The organism is Virgibacillus siamensis, assembly GCF_900162695.1.
Lineage (GTDB): Bacteria > Bacillota > Bacilli > Bacillales > Amphibacillaceae > Lentibacillus > Lentibacillus siamensis_A.
On record NZ_FUIH01000007.1, the window covers coordinates 276,520 to 300,798 of the forward strand.

The 24,279-nt window shown below is 41.8% G+C and carries 20 protein-coding genes, 1 tRNA gene and 1 other RNA gene; 18 read left to right on the forward strand and 4 right to left on the reverse strand.

The features are described from left to right. Positions 1-32: 32 nt before the first annotated feature. The 7 genes from B1K71_RS05070 to B1K71_RS05100 all read left to right on the forward strand — a co-directional run bounded on the left by B1K71_RS05070 (position 33) and on the right by B1K71_RS05100 (position 6,243). A complete protein-coding gene (locus B1K71_RS05070) occupies positions 33-851 on the forward strand; it encodes a PRD domain-containing protein (protein ID WP_077324908.1) in 819 nt (272 codons plus the stop codon). A gap of 75 nt (positions 852-926) precedes the next feature. Beyond that, positions 927-2,390, forward strand: coding sequence for an N-acetylglucosamine-specific PTS transporter subunit IIBC (nagE, locus tag B1K71_RS05075; RefSeq protein ID WP_077324909.1), 1,464 nt, complete (start codon positions 927-929; stop codon positions 2,388-2,390). Positions 2,391-2,527: 137 nt separating this feature from the next. Further along, on the forward strand, positions 2,528-4,132 hold the full coding sequence (locus B1K71_RS05080; protein ID WP_245799168.1) for a fatty acyl-CoA synthetase: 1,605 nt from the start codon (positions 2,528-2,530) through the stop codon (positions 4,130-4,132). 176 nt (positions 4,133-4,308) lie between these two features. Continuing rightward, on the forward strand, positions 4,309-4,449 hold the full coding sequence (gene sspL, locus B1K71_RS05085; protein WP_077324910.1) for a small, acid-soluble spore protein L: 141 nt from the start codon (positions 4,309-4,311) through the stop codon (positions 4,447-4,449). A 2-nt stretch (positions 4,450-4,451) separates the two neighbouring features. Then, positions 4,452-4,709, forward strand: a complete 258-nt coding sequence (locus B1K71_RS05090; protein ID WP_428848855.1) for a sporulation protein — start codon at positions 4,452-4,454, stop codon at positions 4,707-4,709. A 63-nt stretch (positions 4,710-4,772) separates the two neighbouring features. Then, a non-coding RNA gene (gene ssrS, locus B1K71_RS05095) (6S RNA) lies at positions 4,773-4,960 on the forward strand. A gap of 134 nt (positions 4,961-5,094) precedes the next feature. Continuing rightward, positions 5,095-6,243, forward strand: a complete 1,149-nt coding sequence (locus tag B1K71_RS05100) for an AI-2E family transporter (RefSeq protein ID WP_077324911.1) — start codon at positions 5,095-5,097, stop codon at positions 6,241-6,243. A 283-nt stretch (positions 6,244-6,526) separates the two neighbouring features. Here B1K71_RS05100 and B1K71_RS05105 read toward each other — a convergent pair whose 3' ends face one another. After that, entirely contained in the window at positions 6,527-7,087 is a 561-nt protein-coding gene (locus tag B1K71_RS05105) for a nucleotidyltransferase family protein (RefSeq protein ID WP_342742114.1), read from the reverse strand. A gap of 281 nt (positions 7,088-7,368) precedes the next feature. Here B1K71_RS05105 and B1K71_RS05110 point away from each other — a divergent pair, with 281 nt between their 5' ends. Beyond that, complete coding sequence (locus tag B1K71_RS05110; protein WP_077330045.1) at positions 7,369-7,866, forward strand: GNAT family N-acetyltransferase; 498 nt, start codon at positions 7,369-7,371, stop codon at positions 7,864-7,866. Between the two features lie 628 nt (positions 7,867-8,494). Here the strand turns inward: B1K71_RS05110 and B1K71_RS05115 are convergent. Next, positions 8,495-9,589 carry an SDR family oxidoreductase gene (locus tag B1K71_RS05115; RefSeq protein ID WP_077324913.1) on the reverse strand — a complete coding sequence of 365 codons (1,095 nt, stop codon included), beginning with the start codon at positions 9,587-9,589 and terminating at the stop codon, positions 8,495-8,497. Positions 9,590-9,675: 86 nt separating this feature from the next. On the opposite strand from B1K71_RS05115, the gene B1K71_RS05120 reads away from it, so the two are divergent. The 8 genes from B1K71_RS05120 (at position 9,676) to B1K71_RS05155 (ending at position 18,780) form a co-directional block, all read left to right on the forward strand. Next, complete coding sequence (locus B1K71_RS05120; RefSeq protein ID WP_077324914.1) at positions 9,676-10,755, forward strand: sensor histidine kinase; 1,080 nt, start codon at positions 9,676-9,678, stop codon at positions 10,753-10,755. Positions 10,756-10,767: 12 nt separating this feature from the next. Further along, positions 10,768-11,406: a response regulator transcription factor gene (locus B1K71_RS05125; protein WP_077324915.1), complete on the forward strand. Its 639-nt coding sequence runs from the start codon at positions 10,768-10,770 to the stop codon at positions 11,404-11,406. Between the two features lie 157 nt (positions 11,407-11,563). Then, entirely contained in the window at positions 11,564-12,496 is a 933-nt protein-coding gene (locus B1K71_RS05130; RefSeq protein ID WP_077324916.1) for an ABC transporter ATP-binding protein, read from the forward strand. Between the two features lie 10 nt (positions 12,497-12,506). Beyond that, entirely contained in the window at positions 12,507-13,772 is a 1,266-nt protein-coding gene (locus tag B1K71_RS05135) for an ABC transporter permease (RefSeq protein WP_175631839.1), read from the forward strand. Next, complete coding sequence (locus tag B1K71_RS05140; RefSeq protein WP_077324918.1) at positions 13,769-14,884, forward strand: ABC transporter permease; 1,116 nt, start codon at positions 13,769-13,771, stop codon at positions 14,882-14,884. Before B1K71_RS05135 ends, B1K71_RS05140 begins: the two co-directional genes overlap by 4 nt. Positions 14,885-14,986: 102 nt before the next feature. Next, positions 14,987-17,164 (forward strand): YhgE/Pip domain-containing protein, encoded by a 2,178-nt coding sequence (locus B1K71_RS05145; protein ID WP_077324919.1) that lies wholly within the window; start codon positions 14,987-14,989, stop codon positions 17,162-17,164. A 17-nt stretch (positions 17,165-17,181) separates the two neighbouring features. Next, a complete protein-coding gene (locus B1K71_RS05150; protein ID WP_077324920.1) occupies positions 17,182-17,670 on the forward strand; it encodes a DinB family protein in 489 nt (162 codons plus the stop codon). 147 nt (positions 17,671-17,817) lie between these two features. Further along, positions 17,818-18,780 (forward strand): alpha/beta hydrolase, encoded by a 963-nt coding sequence (locus B1K71_RS05155; RefSeq protein ID WP_077324921.1) that lies wholly within the window; start codon positions 17,818-17,820, stop codon positions 18,778-18,780. Between the two features lie 295 nt (positions 18,781-19,075). Here B1K71_RS05155 and B1K71_RS05160 read toward each other — a convergent pair whose 3' ends face one another. Further along, positions 19,076-21,079: a S9 family peptidase gene (locus B1K71_RS05160; RefSeq protein ID WP_077324922.1), complete on the reverse strand. Its 2,004-nt coding sequence runs from the start codon at positions 21,077-21,079 to the stop codon at positions 19,076-19,078. 108 nt (positions 21,080-21,187) lie between these two features. Next, the gene (gene dat, locus B1K71_RS05165) at positions 21,188-22,051 is read right to left on the reverse strand and encodes a D-amino-acid transaminase (protein WP_077324923.1); all 864 of its coding nucleotides are present in this window, start codon (positions 22,049-22,051) and stop codon (positions 21,188-21,190) included. 293 nt (positions 22,052-22,344) lie between these two features. Here dat and B1K71_RS05170 point away from each other — a divergent pair. Further along, positions 22,345-22,418: transfer RNA gene (locus B1K71_RS05170), tRNA-Gly, on the forward strand. Between the two features lie 143 nt (positions 22,419-22,561). Continuing rightward, positions 22,562-24,265 carry an ABC-ATPase domain-containing protein gene (locus B1K71_RS05175; RefSeq protein WP_077324924.1) on the forward strand — a complete coding sequence of 568 codons (1,704 nt, stop codon included), beginning with the start codon at positions 22,562-22,564 and terminating at the stop codon, positions 24,263-24,265. Positions 24,266-24,279: the final 14 nt, after the last annotated feature.

A 24,279-nucleotide genomic window follows, 5' to 3' on the forward strand; every position in this document is an offset into this window, starting at 1 on the left:
CTGGGCCGTTCTGTCAAAGGATGTGAAAGCAGATGAAAATCAAAAAAGTATTAAATAATAATGCCGTGATTGCAGTTGATAATGGGGAAGAGAAAATAGCCATTGGCAATGGTGTCGGTTTTAATAAAGGCAAAAATGACATATTAAACCAGCAAAAGGTCGAGAAGCTGTTTATTTTAAATGAAAACGAAAAACTGCAGCAGCTGCTGTTACGGATTCCTGAGGAGCATTTTGCGGTTTCTGAGGAAATCATGAAGCATGCTGAAGAACGGCTTGGCACTGAGTTGAATGAACACATCCGGGTCCAGCTCGCTGATCATATTTCATTTGCAATCGAGCGGGAGCAGAACGGCATCCACCTCAAAAACAAATTGCTTCAGGAAATAAAAATACTTTACACGGAGGAATTTGAAATAGGGAAGTGGGCAATTAGGCATATTAAAGAAAAATGCGGTGTTCAAATGGCCGATGATGAGGCTGCATTTATCGCATTGTATGTCCACACGATGAAAATGCAAGGAAATGATGTACACGAAACAGTCCGGCAGACAACCATGATTCAGGATATGGTGCAGACAATCAAGGAATATTTGGACATTGATATCCAGGAATCTGATATATCGTTTGAACGCCTGGTGACACATTTACAATTTGCTGTGACGCGGGCGAAAAGCTATGACAGTCATGTGATGGATCAGGAAATGTTTGAGATGATTAAAATGAAATACAATTTTTCATATCAATGTGCACAAAACGTGGCAAGCCAATTGCAAAGCACTTATAATGTCATACTTCCGGAAGAGGAACTTGGCTATATTACACTGCACATTGAACGTCTTCGAAAATATTGATTAACTTTGAAAACGATTGCGTAGGAGAATGAACTTATCGGTGAAAAACTATATCAACAAATGGAGGAATACGACATGATGAAATATCTGCAGAATCTCGGCCGTTCCCTTATGCTGCCGGTTGCTGTGCTTCCTGCAGCGGCGGTCCTTGTCGGGATTGGCAACTATATATTGGTATTTGCGGAAGGTAATATAATAGGGATATTTATAAAAAATGGCGGTCTTGCCATTCTGGATAATTTAGCAATTATTTTCGCAGTCGGTGTCGCTATTGGGATGTCAAAAAATAAAGACGGCGCCGCTGCATTGAGTGGGCTTGTCGGTTATCTGGTTGTAACCACATTATTGAGTACTGAAAAAGTAGCCAGTTTACAAGGGATTAAAGAAGCAAGTGTCAATCCCGCCTTTGAAAATATTGAGAATGTGTTTATTGGTATTTTATCAGCTTTAATTGCTGCAGCTATGTATAATCGTTTTAGTGATGTCCGGCTGCCTGATGCTTTTGCATTCTTCAGTGGGAAACGGCTTGTGCCGATTGTGACGGCAGCTGTTATGTTTGTAGTTTCTGGCATCTTATTTTTCGTATGGCCTTTTGTATATGATGCGCTTGTATCATTTGGGGAGGTCATCAGTGGATTGGGAGCTGTCGGAGCAGGCTTGTATGGATTCTTTAACCGTCTGTTGATCCCAACCGGATTGCACCATGCACTTAATTCTGTGTTCTGGTTTGATGTTGCAGGAATTAATGATATTGCCAACTTCTGGTCCGGAGAAGGTGAAAAAGGAATTACCGGCCGTTATCTGGCAGGATTTTTCCCAATTATGATGTTTGGACTTCCTGCCGCTGCATTGGCAATGTATCATACCGCAAAAACAAAACGGAAAAAACAGACAGCGTCATTGATGCTTGCTGCCGGGTTTGCGGCATTTTTCACAGGTGTTACAGAGCCACTCGAGTTCTCGTTCATGTTCCTTGCACCTGCATTGTATGTTGTTCACGCAATTTTAACGGGATTATCATTGTTCATTGCGGCATCATTCCAATGGATTGCGGGATTCAGTTTTAGTGCCGGTCTTGTTGACTATACGTTAAGCTTTGTCGCACCAATGGCTCAACAGCCTTATATGCTAATCGTACAAGGACTTGTGTTTGCAGTCATCTATTACTTCCTGTTCCGTTTCCTGATTGTAAAATTCAATTTGAAAACACCAGGACGGGAAGATGATGAAGATCTGGAAGCGAATGATGCCGAAGATACTTCTGATGAGGAGTCAGCCCCCGAAAAAAGTGAGACATCTGTTATGGCAGAAAAGATTTATGAAGGCCTGGGCGGTGACGAAAACGTGCTTACCGTTGATAATTGTGTGTCACGTTTACGGCTTGAAGTGAATGATATGGACAAAGTGAATCAGGAAAAAATCAAAGCAACAGGTGTACCGGGTGTGAATGTAGTCGGGAAGCACAATATTCAAGTAGTTGTTGGCACACAGGTACAGTTTGTTGCCGATGAAATCAGGAAAATGCGAAAAGAAGATTGATTATGAAACCGGGGGAAGGTGTGCAGCACCTTATCCCGGTTTTTACTTTAGTTGCTTTATCCACCTTTCTGAATTAAAATAAAAAAAAAGAAAATTCGGCACTTAAGTCATCAAAAACTCATTTGAGGGGTGGAGTAATGAACACGGATACAAATGTACATGATGATCTGAACAGGATGTTGGAGCGGGCGCGGCGTAACACATTGGGAGATCTGCTGGCAAGGACACGTGATCGGATGCCGGAAAAGTTCGCGTTGGCGTATGGCGGACAGCGGCTCAATTATGCGGAACTGGATGACCTTGTCAATCAGACAGCACATGCTTTTTTGGATGATGGGATGCAAAAAGGTGACATGATTACGGTTATGTCCAAAAACAGTCTGGATTTTGTTGTGGTGAATTTCGCCCTGGCTCGGATTGGTGCGGTAATGATTCCAATCAATTATATGCTGACCGGGGAAGACATCCAATATATTTTGGAACATGCGGAAGTAAGTGGTTATGTGGCGTCAGAGGAATATGCCGGAGTATTGGATGAATCTGCAGGCAGGTTGGAAATTAAGTTCCGTTATTTGATGGATGCAATTGGCACATATGATGGAGAACTTGCGAAATGGACGGCTTTGTCGGAAGCGCGGGAAGGACAGCCTGTGGATTTTGCCGATGCAGATCTGCGTGATGATGATTTGGCACATGTGCTGTATACGAGTGGAACGGAATCACGGCCCAAGGGTGTTATGCTTTCCCATAAAAGTTTAATCAGTGAATATGTAAGCTGTATTGTTGATGGGCACATGGCGGCTGAAGATGTGGCGGTTCATGCGCTTCCGCTTTATCATAGTGCACAGCTGCATGTGTTTTTGGGACCAAGTGTTTATGTTGGATCAAGTGGGATTGTATTGGGAGCTGCAAGCCCCGAACTTATTTTGAAAACAATCGAGGAAGAAGGTGCAACACAGTTGTTTGCCCCGCCGACAGTTTGGATAGCACTTCTGCGGAATCCCGATTTTGATAAGCGTGACCTGTCAACACTTGAAAAATGTTACTATGGTGCTGCCATTATGCCGCGTGAAATTTTGAAAGAACTGGCGGAGCGTCTGCCGAATGCGAAGTTCTGGAATTTTTACGGCCAGACGGAAGTTGCACCATTGGCAACAGCACTGCAGCCTGAGGATCAGCTGCGCAAACTTGGATCAGCCGGTGTCCCTACGTTGAATATGCAGACAAAAATCGTGGACGAACAGGATCAGGAAGTTGACCGCGGTGAAATAGGTGAGATTGTACACCGGACTCCGCATACGATGAAAGGATATTTACACGATCCGGATAAAACCGCCGAGGTGTTTCGCGGCGGCTGGTTCCACAGCGGTGATCTTGGTGTGATGGACGAGGAAGGCTACGTAACCATCATCGATCGGAAAAAAGATATGATTAACACAGGCGGCGTAAATGTTTCCAGCAGAGAGGTCGAAGAAACGCTTTACCAGCTTGATGGTGTATCAGAGGTTGCCATTATCGGAATTCCGGATGCCTACTGGATTGAAGCTGTAACTGCGGTGATAGTTCCAAAAGAGGGTGCCCGGCTGACGAAGGACAGTGTTATGGAATTTTGTCAGGGGCGGTTGTCGAAATTTAAGGTGCCGAAATATGTTGATTTTGCGGATGAATTGCCGAAGAACCCAAGCGGAAAAGTACTCAAACGATCGTTGAGGGATCAGTATGAGCATTTGGCTGAGAAGTAGGCCGCATGCCAGGTTTCGCTTAAGATTGTGCCGATTTCGCTCAAGTTCACATTTGTATGCACAGACGTGAAATTTAGCAACATTTTCATAAGGATTTAGTATTCTGTCCCAGGGAATTGCTGAAGCCGGCATAAAATTTCTTTCTCCTGAAATACTATCAACTGGAGGTGTTTCAGATGACTGATAAAGATAAAATCAGAAGTGATCGCAAGGTGAAATCAAGTGTAAATCGGCAGGGCATGACAGAAGATGAAGCGAATCAGCGGCCAGAGTCACAATTAGAACAACGTGCAAAGAAGAAGAACACAAAAATATAAGGGTGAGCAACATCGATACAACTTTAAAGTATTTACGCGAGTCCCTGGCCAATTATGACGGGAACAAATTGAGCCAGCAAATAAGTGAAAAGCTTGGGTCGAATGAATTTTCCGGTGAAGGTGATTTTGTGAAGTCACTGACGGATGAGGAAATGGCATATTTAATTGATGTATTGGAGCAGGAAATCAGCTATGCCAGAAGTGTTCAGAACGACCAGCGGGTAACGGAATTGAATGAAGTGTTTGAGCTGCTTCACTGAAAACGTTTACAAAAATAGGATTTTATTCCCATTGTAATTTGCGGTGAATCGGTATATGATAATAGTAAGCTGCAATGTTCGTATTTGATTAAGTTTTAACCTCTAACATATGAATAGGGAGTTTTACATCGAAGCTCTAATGTCGCGCCTCGAACTATAGTGGAAGACAGGAAGGTTTCTGCAAACACCCACTTTGCGAAGTGGTGGTTTAAAACTTTTTATATGTAAAATACGGCAATTGTGGCTGTTATCTTTTTAAATGACAGGTCAGTTTCCCAAGCGGAAGCTGGCTTTTTATTTTTGATAAAAAACTTGCAGCTGCGATTTTATGGAATATTTCTTTTATTTATTCTATAATTTGGATATTGAGGAAAGGAGGTTCGGGATGAAAAGTTCAGACAGATTTATTAAGTTTATTGGCGGTCGTGATTTGCTGTTTAGCTTAATTTTGATAATTCTAATCGGCATCACCATTTTTATTTTCAATCAGGTGAAATTTATTTTTGATCCGCTGATTATCGTGTTATCAACAGTAGTTCCGCCAATCATTCTTGCGTTTGTTACATATTATTTGCTGAATCCAATCGTTGACCTCCTGGAACGCTTGCATATTAAACGAATCTGGGGAATCCTGATTCTTATCCTGGGAATTAGTGGATTAATTACGGGACTAGTATTGCTGATTGCTCCGGCAGTGGAGGCACAGGTAAAGGATTTGACTGAGAATTTCCCAACTTACATCAAGCAGATGAGTGAAGGGTTGCAAACATGGGTTCAAAATTCATTTTTAGCCCCTTACTATGACCAGGGCTACACATGGCTGACAACTCATTTAAATGATATAACAAGCAAAATTGGCGATTATCTTGGCGGTGCGGTTGAAGGAATACGGAGTGTTGCCAGTGCGCTGACAAGTATCGTCGTAGCCATTATTACATTTCCGTTCATTTTATTCTTTCTGCTTAAGGACGGAGACGAATTTAAGCGTTACTGTTTGAAACTGTTGCCGCCGAAATACCGGAAAGACGCGGATCAGATTCTTCACAATATGGATGTTCAGGTCGGTTCCTATATTCAGGGACAAATTATTGTAGCGCTCTGTATCGGTACATTGCTGTTCATCGGTTATTTGATAATTGGACTAGATTACGCGATTACGCTTGCAATAATAGCAGCGGTTACAAGTGTTGTTCCATACTTAGGGCCAATCATTGCAATAACACCGGCAATTATTATTGCATTGGTTGCTTCGCCAATTATGCTGTTGAAACTGGGCATTGTCTGGGCAGCGGTGCAATTTCTTGAGGGAAATTTCATATCGCCGAATATAATGGGAAGAACCCTAAGTATTCATCCGCTTACTATCATCATTGTTCTGCTCTCTGCAGGGAATTTGTTTGGTATTACAGGTGTTATTCTCGGTATACCGGGATATGCGATTATTAAAGTCATTACCGTCTACATCTTTGGAAAATTCAAAGCGCGGTACAACTGTTTTTATGGTGAAGAATATGGTTATTATGAAAAAAAATAACTACAGAAAACATGCATCCGGTCAAGTATGACGGGTGCATTTTTTTCCGAAAGCTCGTATTTCGGTGTGAAGGCCTGTAATTTCTTCTGAAAACTCGTATTTCGGTGTGAAGGCCTGTAATTTCTTCTGAAGGCTCGTATTTCAGTGTGAAAGCCCGTAAATTTTTTTGAAAGACAGTATTCTGTGTAAAAAAACAGTTTATCATTTCAAGTTAGGAACCGCTCATGAATAAAAGCACTCAGTGGTTTCACCAGGATGTGAACGATCACCTGCAAAATCCCCTCTATGCTTGCACACTCACCTTCCACCATTTTGACTGCCATTCCTTCTCTTTAGTCCGCTTCTTAAAAACCTTCATCAATTTATGTGATCCGGCGAAAAGTGGAGTTGGACGTACTACCATATCCAAAACGTCCTGAACGCCATGCGGGGCAATTAACTTAAGCTGATTATCCTGAACCAGCTTAACGCCGAGTGCGGTGGCTGTTTCAGGAAACTTTGCAATTGCATCTTCCGTATTCACATATGCTTCCAAGTCATTAATCAGGTGCATCCTTGCTTGGTTTTTAACAGACCAAGGGATATTAGGCATTTGATGGGAAAGCTCATTTTCCAACTGCTTCTCCACCGTCTCATTTAAATTAGTTTTGTCAAAATAAACAACGTCCACATCTGTCAATGGGGTGCGTTCTTCATACCTGTGCAGTGCATCCCATATTTTTGAACGGACAAATCCGGCACAGATACACCAGTCCGGGAGATCCAATGATTTTGCGGTCTTTAATATTTCCAGCATCTGTTTATCCTTGTATATCAGTTGAATAACATCCTTTTTACCCTGCAATTGCAACCGTCCTCTCGTTTCATGTTATTGGTATATTGATATTATCCTTTCAACTTCTATATAATTCAATTGTTAAAAATTCCGGTTCCATATGGCTCCAGGGATAGAATAAAAGCTTTCCGAAAAAAATAGTTCTGCCTGGCTGTCATGAAAATAAAGCGATGAAACATATAGTAAAAGAAAACGTTTATCAGCATGGATGTTTTTCCTTTAAAAGAAGGAATATGTCAATTTGTGTAGAAATAAAGATACAAGAAGGAAAAAGGGGGTGGATGATTGGTATGGAAATTCGATTATTGGAACCGGAGGATGCGAGTACATATCGAAAATTAAGGCTTGAGGCACTGCTGAATAGTCCGGAAGCATTTCTTACGAGTTATGAGGAAGCAGAAAGCCAAACGGAAGAAGATTACAGAGTCAAACTGCAATCGGATGGTGTATACAATTTCGGGGCTTTTGAGGGAGATACCTTGATTGGCATGGTTGCGCTCGTACCTGAAACAAAGGAAAAAATCAATCATCGGTCCAATGTTTTTGCGATGTATGTAACCCCCGCAAGCCGGGGAAAGGGCATTGGCAAAAAGCTTATGCAGTCCGCGATTGAATATGCCAAGTCACTTGGCGGTGTTGAACAAATATCAATCTCCGTCGTCACGCAAAATACGAAAGCAAAAAGTATGTACTATGCATTGGGGTTTGTACCGTTTGGAACACATAAAAAAGCGGTGAAATTTGGGGATGGGTTTCTGGATGAAGAATATATGGTAATGGTTTTATAAATATCATACCGGGAAAATTTATAATGAACACCCTGTTAGCTGAAAAAAAATCGAATAGTTGTAATGAAAGCAATATTGGACGATTTTATATATGTCATGATACTATTGATTTAAGACAAAAGTATTGGGAAATTAAGCTATGCAAATGTATGCAGGAACTTATGGACTAGTTGGAATTTACCTGAAATAAAATGATGAATATTTTCGGGTGGAAGTAAATAGAATTACATTGGTTGTAATTTTCCGGAGTCAGTAGGCGGGCCGCAAGCAGCAACTTGCGACCCGGACAGTTATCCGCAAGGCACGGCGACTCCGAATCGGGATTTCGAAAAGAGTAATTACCCCACGTTTACGGAGACGACAGGGTGATTACTTTTTTTCATGGCTGCCAACAAGTAAAACTACGAGTGTTCCAAACATTAACATCAACTCGAGAGTCTTGTCAATTTCAATCACTCGCTCACCCCTTTCCTAGGGGATTCGGAGCCGCCAAGTAAAAAGAGTAATCTTTTTACCGCTTCCCAATAGAAGCCTCACCCTGTATAACATGTCTACTTTAGTATACTACAAAAGCATCGATTCATGTGGTAATTTTTAGGAAATGGTCCGATATCCCCATGCTGACGGGTTATTTGATGGCAATATGCATACTTCTGTCATGCTTATACATCCGGTAAAACTGAATCATTGGTTCTATAGTATCCCTTAAATCGGGACATGTGATGCCGGAACCTTTTAAATCGTTTTGTGCCAAGGTACTGTCAAAGGATGCGTGAATTGTAAAATAGTCCATTGCCTGCATTTCTACCTGGAGCCACTTGCGAATAAACGGAACAATCAGCATGTTTTTAGTCAGGTTGACCGGTATTTTTCCGATTGGTGTTTTACCGAGGTATGCTTTTGCAAACAGATTATACAGTTCATCCATTGTATACGGATTCGGATCTGTCAGATGATATGTTTTTCCAACCCCGGCTGAAGCGTGTGCCAAATAGCTTGTCGCCTGTAATACATAGTCATATGGAACAAAGTTTCCTTCCGGTGTACCGTTTCCGAAGTATGGCAAAATCGGTGACATGTTTAGATTTTCCATCAAATTCAACATAAAATATAACCCATCGAATTTGGTTGTGAATCCTGTTTTGGAATGTCCCTTCACAATACCGGGCCGAATGATGGTTACCGGAAGCGTCTGCTTCAATTTATCCACAAGAACTTCTGCATGATACTTTGTTTCTTCATAGTGATTTTTGAACGGTTGGTTCATTGATAATTCCGTTTCATAAATTTTACCCTCGCGCGTTCCGGATACGTAAGCGGTACTGAAATAGATGTATCTTTCCAGCTTGAGCAATGTTTTTACCCAGTCATTCATGTTTCCTGTTCCGTTAACATTAACCCTATACGCGATATCTTTCGGGACGGCAAGGTCATAGATTGCTGCAAGGTGGAAAACGTGGGTGACAGATTCCTGCAATTTCCGGTTGATTTGCGGGTCAAGATCCAAAGCAGGTTGTGTAATGTCCCCCGTTACTACGGAAAATAATGTATGGTCTGTGTTGGTGTTTTGTGCCAGCAGGGAAATCTCTTCAGCAGCTTTTTCTTCAAGGGATGGGAGTGACAGAACGTAAATCTGATTGATTTCGTTCCTGTCATAGAGCAGTTGTTTGATAAGGTTGGATGCAAGAAATCCGGGAAAACCGGTGATGAAATATGTTTTCACAAAATCTCTCCTTTGCCTTATGTGATACTTATTATATTATAGAATTGTAAGAGCATTTGCAAAATTATAAGGTTGGGTGGCTGGTTGTGAAGATATTTTGGATACGGTTTATGATATTCACTGCTCTCTGGATCTTCATGATATTCCGGGAAAGTGAACAGACGGCAATTAGTATTTGTTTTGCCGCGGCTGCGCTGGCATTTCTTTTCTTTTTGTCCATAGATAAAGAGATGTTTTACACAAGTATCAGTCTGTCCATTACTATATTTGTTCACGGATTGCTTGTAACAGATGGTTCTGTTTTTACGGTGTTGTTGTTGATTTTTGTAACAATTGTTTCGCTTTTTCGCTTACAAGAAAAAAGGTTGCTTATTTATGCTGCTGTTAACTTTTTATTGACGGTTACGACGGCTATGCTGTTCGGGGAATTCGTATTTGAACTGATTATTTTGAGTGCGCTATTTTACTTCATGGTATTCGTATTGAATCGGCAAAGGCTCGAACGAATAGAACAGGTGGAAGTCTATGACCAGATTCTTGGCGAGTACCGGAAACTGAAACGGATGAATCTGATGGCTGAAAATAATGCACGGCTTGAAGAGCGGACGAAAATTGCCCGGGATATCCATGATTCTGTTGGTCATCGGCTGACAGCATTGATTATGAAATTGGAAATGCTTTCAATCGAGCAACGCAAGCCGGAATATCAGGATTTGAAAGAAATGGCGCAGGAAAGTCTTGATGAAATCAGGCAGGCGGTGCAAACACTGAAAACGGAGGAACTTGAAGGAATATCTACCGTTGTGCACTTGATCAGGAAGCTCGAAGCGGAAAGTCATATTCTTGTGCAATTTACCATGAAGCAAGGAGTACTTTCGGTAAAACTTTCGAATGAAAAAAGTATTGTACTGTACCGGGTTATCCAGGAGGCATTGACAAATGCGATGCGTCACGCACAGTCAAGAGAAGTACGGGTCGTTCTCGGTAAATCTGCAAATGGCGGTGTTTCCTTTGAAGTAATTAACCAAATTTTTAATGTGATACCTTTTGAATATGGATTTGGACTGACGAATATGAAAGCGCGTGTGGAAGAAACGCAGGGGACTTTGCAAATTTATCAGACGGATAACGCTTTTATCGTGCAAGGAACAATTCCAGGTGATTAGGGGGATGGCAGTATGTGGCGTGTCATGATAGCAGAAGATCAGGAAATCGTCAGACAGGGCTTGAAAGTAATTTTGGAGCAGGATGCAAATTTGAAAGTGGAACATGATGTGGATAATGGCCAGCAGGCATTACAAGTAATGGAGAAATTTATGATTGATTTTATTTTGATGGATGTCCGGATGCCGGTGATGAATGGAATTGAGGCAACAAGGCAAATCAAAAAGCGGTGGCCGGATGTAAAGATATTGATTCTGACAACCTTTAATGATGATGAATATGCAGTGCAGGCATTGCGTGAAGGTGCCAATGGATTTTTACTGAAAACCTCTGATTCAAAAAAGTTACTTGAAGCAGTGTACAGCTGTATGAACGGCGGACTGACAATTCATGAGGAGGTGGCTGCTAAAGTTATGCCGCGGCTGCTGGGGAACTCATCTGGAAAAACATCCACTGATGTAGACCTTTCACCAAGAGAAGGCAAGATTACGTATCTGGTTGGGCAAGGGAAAACCAATAGGGAGATTGCTGAAGAGCTGTACCTGTCCATTGGAACGGTTAAAAATAACTTAACCCGAATTTTGCAAAAAACAGGACTTCGCGACCGGACGCAGCTGGCTATATTTGCTGTGAAACATGATATAGGTGAATAATGCACTGGAACCTTCCAATTGGAGGGTTTTTTACATAGAGCAAATTTTGCCGTTCATGTGATGACCACCGTCACTGGACTTTAAAAAAATCAGTGACCTGCGATAGTGTTCTGCAGCTTATTTTGACAGTACACTAAGTTTAGAGGAGGCGGGGATAATGCTCGAACTTGTTGATCTGTCCAAGAAATTTAAACAGTTTTATGCAGTGAAGAACATTAATATGTTTATTGAAGAAGGTGAGATTGTCGGTTTACTCGGGCCAAACGGGGCTGGTAAATCGACTGCAATATCAATGTTGTCATCATTGACAGAACCGACAACCGGTGATGTCCGGTTCCGGAATGACAGCATTATTAACCATCCTGCCCCGATTCGAAAAGTAATCGGGATGGTGCCGCAGGAAATCGCTTTGTATGACGATTTGACTGCACATGAAAATCTGCAATTTTTCGGCAGAATTTATCGATTGTCCGGGGCGGAATTAAAAAAGCGAATTGATGAAGTTCTCCATTTAATCGGGCTTTCGGACCGGCGGAAAGATATTGTCAAAAAATTTTCCGGAGGGATGAAACGCCGTCTGAATATAGGTGTTGCATTACTTCACAATCCGGAATTGATCATAATGGATGAGCCGACAGTCGGGATTGATCCGCAGTCACGGAACTATATTCTGGAAACAGTGAAGCGGCTTAATAAGGAAAAGAAGATGACGGTATTGTATACAAGTCATTACATGGAGGAAGTTGAATTTCTTTGCGACCGGATCTATATCATGGATAAAGGAAGCTTGATCGCATCCGGAACCAAGGAAGAAATCAAGCAGATTCTAACATCGGAAAAAACAGTTTCAATTATCGCGAAAAACTGGAATGACGCATTTATTGAAGCATTGCGAAACGAACCCGCAATCAGTCGTGTTACAGCAGAGGATAAAGCTGTTACCGTAATTGTTCCGAAAGAGACGAATGTGTTTGGGACCGTTTTTAACTATGCAGAGCAAACCGGAATTGAACTTATGTCTGTCAACGTCCAGACACCGACACTTGAGGATGTTTTCCTCCATCTTACCGGAAGGGCCTTACGGGATTAGGGGTGATGCAATGATATGGCAAATTTTAAAGAAAACCGGGTTAACTTTACTGCGTAATCCGTTTCAACTATTGTTGCTTGTCGGGTTACCACTTATTTTAATTTTGATTTTGGGAGCTGCTTTAGGAGGTGTGATGAGTGGCGAAACAAGTTCCATTCATGCAAAAGTTGCCATCGTGGAGAACGGGAATGAACAAAAACAGGTTGATCAATTTTTGAAGGACCTTGAAAATAGTGACATCCCGAAGAACAAGGTAGATGTGATGAAACAGGCTGCGAAAAATATCGTACCCATAAAGCAAATCAAAGCAATCTTTAGAAGCAAGGGGATGCAGAATATTGTAACGTTGAAGACAGCCGATCCCTCCACACTTAAAACGGTTTTGCAGGATGAATCCTATGCAGCGGTCATAGAAGTTCCTGAAAACTTTACCTATCATATGCTTCAGGCACTTCTGCTTGAAAAGCAATTCACGCCTTCCTTGAAGATCTATGAAAATGGAGAAAAAAATATCGGAGCATCAGTTGTAAAAAGTGTACTGCAGCGATTTCAGGAAAACCTGACATTGGTTCACTTTGCACAGGAAAAAGGAATCGCAATGGATGCGATTCAGGTGGATACGGATAAAATAAAAGGGAATGTCATGTCGGTGGAACAGTATGAACCCGTCTCAGCCAAAGATTACTATGCAATCGGAATGGCAGTGATGAATGTTTTATTCATTGCAACTACGATAGGTTCCTATGCATTCCGTGAACGAAAAATGCATGTATTCAACCGGATCATTCTGGCTGATGTTTCCAGATGGGTTTACTTTAGCGGGATTCTGCTTGCCGGTGCAATCTTTGCGTTTCTCCATTTAGTTGTTGTATTTGGTGCAGCATGGTTATTATTCGGTGTTTCCTGGCCGGATCCTGCCGGGTTTTTAATCGTCTCGCTTGGTATGGCTTTATCGGTCGGCGGATTGTCTGTTTTGCTAGTGGCCATCAGCTATCGATTTAATTCAGAAATGATTATCAACTTTTTCTCAAGTTTTATTATCACGATATTTGCTTTTTTGGGAGGAAGTTTTTTCCCAATCGGACAATATGCCGAAATCATCAATAAAATCGGGAATATAACTCCAAACGGTGCCGGAATGACGGCGTATTTGAATGTGATAAGGGGTGGCGGAATAGCTTCTTCCTGGGAACAAATAATCTTTCTGGGCATCTTTGCAGCCGCTTTGGTTTGTATTGCAGCATTCAGTTTTCCAAAAAGGGGGCTGACGATATGATTGGTATATTCCTTGCGAAAGTAAAGATGTTTTTGCGGCATCCATGGACATTTGTCATTATGATCATCATGTCGGTTGGTTTTGCGCTTATACTCGGGTCCGGTAATCCGGCGACAGTTACAGTCCCTGTCCATACTGCAGATGACTCCATTCGTGACTCAACCATTGGAGAAATGCTTGAACAATCCGGGGCTTATTCGTTTGAGTGGGTATCTGAGGATCGGGTTAAGGAACAGGTTACCAACGGGAACGCTGAAGTCGGGTTAATCTTGAGAAAAAATGATTATGATGTCATTGTCGGTGTTTCAACAGCAAATGCAAAACTGGTGGAGCAAAAAGTTTATGAGGCTTATTCGAAAAAGGCACAATATCATCAGATAGCAGCAGCAGCTGATTCAACCGGTTCCTCGGGCAGAACGGAAGTATTAGCTCAGTTGAAAACAACCATGGATAACCCAATTTTTGATATGGATTCCAGTTATTTTACCGGATCAAAAGCAGATGCGTTTGATATGAAGTATCATACGTTATTTGGATTCACCTTGTTTTTTGTCATCTATACGATTGCATATAACGTATTTTATGTGCTGCTTGAAAAGAAGGAGGGAATCTGGGACCGCGTCATTTTGTCGCCGGTAAGAAAGTGGGAAATGTATACGGCAAATTTTGTATACACGTTTTTAACCGGTTATTTGCAGGTAATTGTCGTGTTTCTTGTTTTCCGGTATTTGGTCGGTGTTGATTTTAATGGCAGGTTTCTGGAGTCCTTGCTGCTGGTTCTTCCATATGTATTTTCCATCGTTGCACTGTCAATTCTCATAACCGGAATTGTGAAAACCGTGCAGCAGTTTAATGCAGTTATTCCAATATTGGCGGTGAGTATGGCAATGATCGGCGGTGCCTATTGGCCGATAGAGATTGTGGAATCTAAAATAATGCTGATGCTGTCAAAAATTGACCCGATCACTTATGGAATGGAAATTTTATATGGTGTGGCAATATATGACCGCCCGCTTGATCAATTGCTTTCGCCAATCAGCATTTTACTGTTGATGGGTGTATTAATGACCGGTATCGGCATTCATCTGATGGAAAGAAGGTATGTTTCATAAGAAGATTGGCCAATACCGGCCAGTCTTTTTCTTTTCGATTTAAACTTGCTATAATATGTAAGTATCAGCAGCAATGCAAATTTTACATAAGGAAGAAAAATCATGAAAAAAAGCTGGAATATCTTTTCAACCGACATGAGAAACATTTCAAAAAATTGGGTGGCAGCGATTTTAATTGGCGGGCTTATCCTGCTTCCATCCCTTTATGCCTGGTTTAATATTAAGGCATCCTGGGATCCGTATGGACAGACAGATCAGATTCCAATCGGTGTTGTTAATGAGGATGATGGAGCAACTGTCCGGGATGAAAAGATTAATGTCGGCGACGAACTTGTAAAAGAACTGAAGAAAAACGATTCACTGGAATGGCATTTCAATAACCGGAAAAAGGCAATGAAAAAAGTACGATACGGTGATTATTTTGCAGTTATCGTTATACCGAAAGATTTTTCGGAACACCTTGCCACAGTCATCAGTGATCATCCGAAAAAAGCAAATGTGGAGTATTATGTGAATGAAAAAATTAACGCCATTGCACCGAAAATAACCGACAAGGGCGCCAGTGTCATAGTGGAGCAAATCAGCAGTAACTTTGTATCGACTGTAAATGGTGTCATTTTTGATATGTTCAATGAACTTGGTCTGCAACTTGAAAAAAATCTCCCTGACATCAAGAAATTCGAGAATTACGTTTTTAAACTGGAAAAAGATCTGCCTGAAATTCATCAGCTGATGACAGAATCACTTGATGATGCCAAAAATGCCCAATCTATTATCAACAAAGCGCAAATGATGATACCAAATGCGAAACAGGTAACAGATAATGGGTTACAGACAATTAATGACACTGCTGCCATGTTGTCTGATGCAAAAAAACGTTTAAATGACCTGTCGCCAAAAATTGAAGCAGATTTAAAAAAGGCACAGAAAACCGCAGATGACATCAATCGTTTTATTCAAGAGGTTCAAAATATACCGATTGATTTTAGCAATGGTGAACAATTGAAACAAGCATTGGATGAACGGGTAAATCATGCAAATGAGCAAGTTACAACTGTCAAACAGACACTGCAAAAGCTGAAGGAAATGAATAACGAAAAGCCATCGGAAAATACCGGAAGACAGAATGAAGTGATCAATCAGGCGATTCGGGATTTGGAAACGATACAGGAAGTACTTGGCGAGACACAGGGAAATGTGAATTCCATCGGCAATTTTATCAAGGGTAAAAAACAGGAAGTCACTAAGATTCTTGCTAATTTGGAAGACTTGTCTGCGAACACTTCCAATCGGATTGGAGATTTTCTGAAGGATTATAACGAAAATATCGAGCCGGCAGTCAAGGAGAAAATTACCAGTGCGCGGTCCACACTTACCAACGCGAAGTCAATTCTGACTGGTATTCAATCTACTATACCGGAAATTGAGAACATTTTAGGGCGCACGGAAGGAAACCTTCAAGAAGGTGAAGATATATTAAATTACATGCTCAATGAGTATCCGTATGTTTATGATAAAGTGAATCAGCTGGCAGATAAAATCCGGAAGATTCAGGGTAAAACGGATATAAATAAAATCATTGACCTGCTGTTGAATGATCCAAAGGCGGAACAGGGGTTTTTCGCTGAGCCAGTTACATTGACGAAAAATGAGCTTTTCCCGATACCAAATTACGGTTCAGGGATGACTCCATTTTACACGGTACTTGCCATTTGGGTCGGAGCACTGTTGCTGATTTCCTTGCTGGCGGCAGATGTACACAGTGATAATCCTTTTACAAGCAGACAGATTTATTTTGGAAAGTTATTTACGTTTGCGTTGATTGGATTTCTGCAAACATTGATTGTAACGCTTGGGGACATTTTTCTTATTCATGTTTATGTGGTGCATCCAGTCTGGTTTGTGCTGTTTGGACTATTCATCAGCCTTGTGTTTATGCTCATTGTTTATACCCTGGTATCATTATTTGGGGATGTTGGAAAAGCGATGGCGATTATCCTGCTGGTTCTGCAAATTGCTGGTGCCGGGGGAACATATCCGGTAGTATTGCTGCCGGAATTTTTCCAGGCAATTAATCCTTTTCTGCCGTTTACATATGCAATTGACTTAATGCGTGAAGCGGTTGGAGGCATTGTTTGGTCACGGGTGTATAACGATTTGATTTTCTTGTCGCTATTTGGTCTTGCCTTTCTGCTTATTGGGGCATTTTTAAAAGGTCCCGTCAATGCCAAAAAAGATAAACTGATGAAAAAATCGAAGGAATCAGGATTGTTCCATTAAAATCGGAGGGATTACAAATGAAACTGAATGAACGAGCACGAACTGCACTATTAGCGGAAGCGGAAGGGGTTTCCGATGACAATCTGAATAAACAGCCGGCAGAAGACAGATGGTCGATGAAACAGATTTTGGAGCACTTATATCTTATGGAAGGAACAATCGCCAAAATAATTAAACATCAGCTTGAAGAAGGGGAAGAGAGGGAAACTTCTGATAGGCCAATCGAATTAACTGTTAATCGCAGCAAAAAAGTGGAGGCACCGGATTTTCTTCAGCCTAGCAGTGATTATGCTGGTTTGGATGATTTGGTGCGCAAATTGGAGGCATCACATAAGCAGCTTGCAGAAATTGTCCTAATGGCCGATGAACAGGCATTAAAAGAGCGGATTTATCCGCATCCGGAGTTTGGACAGTTGTCATTGGAGCAATGGATTCCATTTCTTGCATATCATGAAATGCGGCATACCGAACAGATTAAAGAGGTTAAACAAGCTTTGAATTTATAGGAATACTACAAAAACGGGCACTGGAATGCCCGTTTTTGATGGCAGGAGTTTCCCTCTCTGCATGGAAGTACCATCGGTTAATGGGCGAATAAATCCATGTTTTTTAGTATAATAGTATAAGAGACTTTATTGGAAAGGGGAGAAGAAGTGAAACGGAAAAAGTGGCTTAAAATTGTAATTGCTATTATAAGTGTTTTATTAATTATAGATGGAATTGCCAGTTTTTATTTTTATAATTTGGCAATTGACCGCGGTGAAAAGGATTTTTTGCAAGGGAATGAAGATCTGGAAGTATCCGCTGAAGCGATGGAAATGTTTATGGAAGGCGATTGGAGAAACTGGGTGGAGGAGCAGGATTTTGATGAATGGACGATGACATCATATGACGGCTTGAAGCTGAAAGGGTATTTTCTTGAAGCGAAAGAACCGACAGATAAAGTTGTTGTCTTTGCGCATGGCTATCTCGGGGATGCCATGGACATGGGGTTATACGGTCAGTACTATTACGAGAAAATGGGATACAATATTTTTATGGCCGATGCAAGAGGACACGGTGCGAGTGAAGGTGAATATATCGGGTTCGGCTGGCACGATCGGCTTGATTTGATTGACTGGGTAAATAAGATAGTGGAAAAATATGGCGAGGATACGGAGATTGTTTTGCACGGGGTATCCATGGGTGCTGCAACCGTGCTGATGGCGAGTGGTGAAGAGCTTCCGGATAATGTGAAGGCAATTATTGCTGACAGTGCATATACAAGTGTATATGATATGTTTGCGTACCAGATGAAGCGGATGTATCATTTGCCGGATGTGCCGATTCTTCCCAGCACTAGTCTTGTAACCAAATTGGAGGCAGGCTATTCCCTTAAGGAAGCATCCGCCCTTAAACAGGTGAAAAAAGCAGATGTGCCCATTTTGTATATCCATGGAAAGGCAGATACGTTTGTACCGACACGGATGAGTTTTAAGTTATATAAAAATACGAAAAGTGAAGCGGAAATAATGACAGTGCCCCATGCGAATCACGGGGAGGCGTTTGTCATTGCTAAGGATAAATACGTGAAAAAGATGAAATCATTCCTGCATCAATATGTTGGGGATAATTAATGCAAAGGGGCTGACAACCGATTAATGGTGTCAGCTTTTTTGATAAGCTGATTTATCGATAAAAGAGGAAATATATCGGTAGAACAGAAGATAAATAGACTGGAAATTGTATCAATAAAGGAGCGATATTTGGGCAGTAGGATGGCGATACCGGGTTGACTTCCGAAATCGCAGCTACGAGCAGTACTGCTAATTCAACCTTGGCAGTTTTGGCTGGCAGAATCCCTATCGAAAATCATAGGGATGACTGCCAAAACCAAGCCAAATGCTCTCTACATAAAACATCACGATATTTTTATAAAAATTTATCAAACCATCCGGTAATATGATTTAGCCGTTCAAGGCGCATTGCCGGATTGCCGCTTCTGCTCAGTTCATGATTTGCATCCGGAAAACGGACAAATTCAACTTCTTTCCGTAAATGTTTCAGTGTGATAAACAGCTGTTCACTTTGTTCAATCGGACAGCGGAAATCCCGTTCGCCATGTACGATTAAAAGCGGTGTGTCCACATGATCAGCATATTTCAACGGGGAAAAGTCCCATAGTTTGCCCGGATCTTCCAGGAGGTTTTTTCCCAGTTCCCACTTCGTAAAGAAATAACCGATATCACTTACTCCGTAAAAACTGAGCCAGTTGCTGATACAGCGCTGGGTGACTGCAGCTTTAAACCGATTGGTATGGCCGACAATCCAGTTCGTCATGAACCCGCCGTAGCTGCCGCCAGTTACTCCAAGCCGATTGGCGTCAATAAAATCGTAATTGGCAAGTGCATAATCAACCGCTGTCATCAAATCGGTATAGTCCTTGCCCCCGTAATCTTCACGGCATGCATCAACAAATGCCTGCCCATAGCCGTCACTTCCACGTGGATTGGTATAAAGCACTACATAGCCTTTTGCTGCCAGCAGCTGCAGTTCGTGGAAAAATGTCTGGCCGTACATGGCATGTGGCCCGCCATGTATTTCAAGTATCATCGGATATTGTCCGTCTTCCTTAAACCCGTATGGCTTCAGAATCCACCCCTGAATTTCCCAGCCATCGTCTGCCTCATATGTCAGTGTTTCCGGTTCCGAAAAAGCGACTTCTTTGAGTAATGCTGTGTTTGCATTAGTCAAACGTGTCAGGTTGTCACCATCCATCAGGTAGAAGTTGCATGGATTTGTAGGGGTACTGATACCTAAAACAAACGTATTTTCGATTGCATCATAGGAAAAGCCGAATACGTGATTATCATCTTTATAGAGCACCTGCAATCCTTTATCCGGGGAAGCTTGATACAATCCAGTTGCACCGTAATCCGTTCCCAGAAAATAAAGATGGCCGCCATCTTCAGACCAGATTGGACCTTCTGTTGACTGCCCCATCCGGGTGTCGCCTATCATTGTATCGCCCAGCTGTATGTCCCATTCCTTACTTAGACAAGTCCACTTTCGGGAAGCGATTTCGACGGTGTACAGTTCATTCAGCGTTGCACCTTGATGCGAAAATTGATGACCAAGACAGGCGGCTTTACTGCCATCCGGGGAAAATCGGGCACTGCCATATGCGCCATTGCCGTCGGTCAATTGCAGAGTGTTTTTTGATGTTAGTTCCAGTAAAAACAGATCGTTCGTTAATTCATAGTCTTCGTTATTACTAAGATTCGCTGAAAACAAAAGAGTTTGCCCGTCTGGTGACACATCCTCCAGATGGTGATCGGCATCTGCGGTTGTCAATTGATCAAAAGTTCCATTATGCAAATCGTATGCTATAATGTGGGCGCGTTTCCCGTCGTGATAGCCCTGTGCGTCAGATTTATATTTCAGTTTTGTCACGACAAGCGGTTTTTTTTGCTTTGTTTCCGCCTCTTTTTCCCTTTCTTCTTTTGATAATTCGTGCTGATTGGTTACGTCATCATCCTCATCCAGCATAGCCTGGAAAAATAGATTTTTCCCATTTCGAGCCCAGATTGGCGATGTTGCACCATTTTTAAATGTTGTCAGTTGTTGTGCCTCGCCGCCATTCATATGTAATAGATAAAGTTGCGGCACTCCGCTTCTGTCGGATTGAAAAACCGCTCGATTGCCGTCCGGGGAAAAACGAAGATTGCTGTTTTTATTGTTCCCAAATGTCCATTGCACAGGTGCGGAGCCATTCTTTTTTTGAAAATACAGGTGTGATTCGTATTCCTCTTTATCATTAATGGATGTGGACACAAAAATATAGCCGCTCCCATCAGGCATGAATTGCGGGTCACTGTAGACATCAATTTTCTTCAAATCTTCAGCAGTCAAAGCACGTTTTGAATCATTTACCATTCCATCATCTCCTTTTTTACATATGTATCTTTCATCCCGATTGGAAACCCGCGAATTAAACGGGCTCAGACCTTGGTTAAAAGAAAAGCCTTTTGACAGGGCAAAAGGCTACACAGTGTGTGTTATGATATTGGCATCTTTTTCGTAGCATTCCTGCAATTTTTGCGTAACATCTCCGGGCTTTCCATTCCCAACAGATGTACCGTCGACAGACACAATCGGCATTATTTCGGATGTGCTGCTTGATAAAAATAATTCATCAGCCGTTGTGATATCATCCAGCGAAAATCCATTTTCAACGAACGGTATGGATAAATCTGCAGCAAATTTTTCAACCTGCATGCGGACACAGCCATGCAGGATACCGCTTGTTGCCGGATGGGTATGAATTTTACCATCTTTCACAAGGTATACATTAGAAGAGCTGCACTCTGTTACCTGACCATCTTTATGAAAGATAGCTTCATAGCAGCCATTTTCTTTTGCCTCCTGTTTTGCAAGCACATTGGGCAGCAGGTTTAAACTCTTAATATAACAATAATCCCATCTGCTGTCATGACGGGTAATGGCAGACACACCTTTTTCAAGATTATCATGCTTGCGTGGTAAATCCTGAGTATAGGCATAGATATTGGATTCCACGTTTACCGGGAAAACATGATCCCGGGGCGCTGATCCGCGGGTAGCTTGTAAATATGTTTTGCCGTCCGATGTCATCTTGTTTCGTTTTAACAGTTCCAGCAGCAGATTGGTAATTTCATCTTTCGTAAATGGCAGTTCCAGTTTAATAGCTTTTGCAGAACGGAACAGTCGGTCAATATGTTCCTCCAGTAAATAATAGGTGCCATTGTAAATTCGGATGACTTCATAAATGCCATCCCCAAATTGGAGTCCCCGTTCCTCAAAAGGGTAACGCAGGTTATCACGATGGGTAAATTTTGTTTGTGACAGAACGATTGGATATACGAACACACTATTCGCCTCCTTGCAACTTAAACCTATTCTATTATTTCTTTCATTCTATGTAAATAAAATTCTCATTATTGATAAATGCCGCAAATTGCATTTGAAACATATTGGTGTGTCAGTCGGGTCGTGAAAAGAGTGGCTTTAAAAACGGTGAAATATAGGGGGGAGTAGATGGCAAGATCATTTTTTTTCGAGTTTTTTCGATAAAAGGTTGATTTGAAATTTGGATGTTGGTATAATAAAAAATGTTCATAAAAACGTAGCGGAATTGACAGTGATTCCATCCAACCTAATATGCGGGTGTAGTTTAGTGGTAAAACCTCAGCCTTCCAAGCTGATGATGTGGGTTCGATTCCCATCATCCGCTCCATTACATAAGTCTTAACGCAGTGTTTCGTAACATGTTATACGAAGCATTGCGTTTTTTCATGTTGCTGGTTGTTCTTCACTTGAACAAACAGCTCCAACACCTGTATGCTGAAAAGAGATATTCTATTAAATTGAGGGATTTACATGCAAAAATTAATGCAAACATTAAAGCAGATTGATGGAAAAGGATATAAAGCATATAAAGGCATTCAGGGACGATACAGTTTTAAGGACTTTGATTTGCATATTGATTATGTACAAGGTGATCCATTTGCAACCCCGTCAAAAGTTCGTGTCGTCATTCCAACCGGTAAAAGACATATGAGTGCGGAGTGGCTTTCACCTGCAGCACGGCTGACCGCAACAGAGGATATACTTGCACGGAAAGTTGGGCAGGCGATCACAAAGGGAAACTTTATCATAAAGGGATCCGGCAAGAGCGGCAAGATCCTTTTTGACAGGCCCGGACAGGAAGTGCTGAAGCGTAGTGCTGTTCAGGTGGATGACAAATCCATTACGGTTTGTATTTCAGTTGGCTTGCCGGCAAATGGCCGAAGAATTAACGGCCGGGAAGCAGAAAAATTATTTTCCACTGCCATTCCGGCAATTATCCAACGGTCCATCTTCACGATTACAGATGAGGAAATTGTGAAGGCGGTCCAGCTCTCTGATCAGCAGGAAGCTATTCGGGCAGAAATGCGCAAAAATAATTGGATTTCATTTATTGCCAATGGAGCCATCCTTCCACGGGAAAGCGGCATCAGCAATCGTCCAATGAAAAATGCTGTCGCGTTTCAAACACCTCCGGAAAACAAAGTGGAAATAAATATTCCACACCAAACGGAACCAGTCAAAGGCATGGCAATCAAAAAAGGCATTTCACTTATTGTCGGCGGCGGTTATCATGGGAAAAGTACAATTCTCGAGGCGATTGAACGAGGTGTTTATTCTCATATACATGGTGATGGACGTGAGTATGTATTAACTGATCCGGATGCCGTGAAAATTCGTGCGGAAGACGGCAGGCAGATAACCGGTGTTAATATTTCGCCGTTCATTAACAATTTACCGCATAAGCAGGATACTGACCTCTTTTCAACCGAAAATGCAAGCGGCAGTACGTCACAGGCGGCAAATGTAATGGAAGCGTTGGAAGCAGGAGCTACAACACTGCTGATTGATGAGGATACAAGTGCGACGAACTTTATGATCCGTGATCACCGGATGCAGCAGCTTGTCAAACGGGATAAAGAACCAATCACCCCGTTTATTGATAAAATTAAACAGTTGCGTGATCAGCTTAACGTTTCGACAATTTTGGTTATGGGCGGATCCGGTGATTATTTTGCAATCGCTGACTCCGTGATTATGATGGAAGCGTACATTCCGTCTAATGTGACAAATGATGCCAGGGCAATTATGGAAGAAGATCCGCTTAACCGGGATTCTTTGCCGTCAGAAACTTTTGGGAAAATTGCGGATCGTTATTTCCAGCAAAATTCGTTACAGACAAAAAAAGGAAAACGTTCAAAAACGCAGGCAAAAGGGCTAACCACAATTTTGATGGGTAACACTGATATTTCGTTTGATGATACGGAGCAGTTGGCAGATGCTTCACAAACAAGGATGATTGCCGAAATTATTCAGTATTTGGATCGTACGAACGGTCTTGGTAATCGGTCGGTCCATCAGCTGCTGGATGATTTGGAAAAACAGATGGAACAGAGTGGGCTGGCGTCCTTTACGGTGTTTAAAGATCAGCATCCGGGTGACATTGCACGACCAAGGCGGTATGAAATTGCTGCAGTTCTAAACCGGATGCGAACAGCAAACGTCATTCAAAAATAGAAGGAAGGTACGAA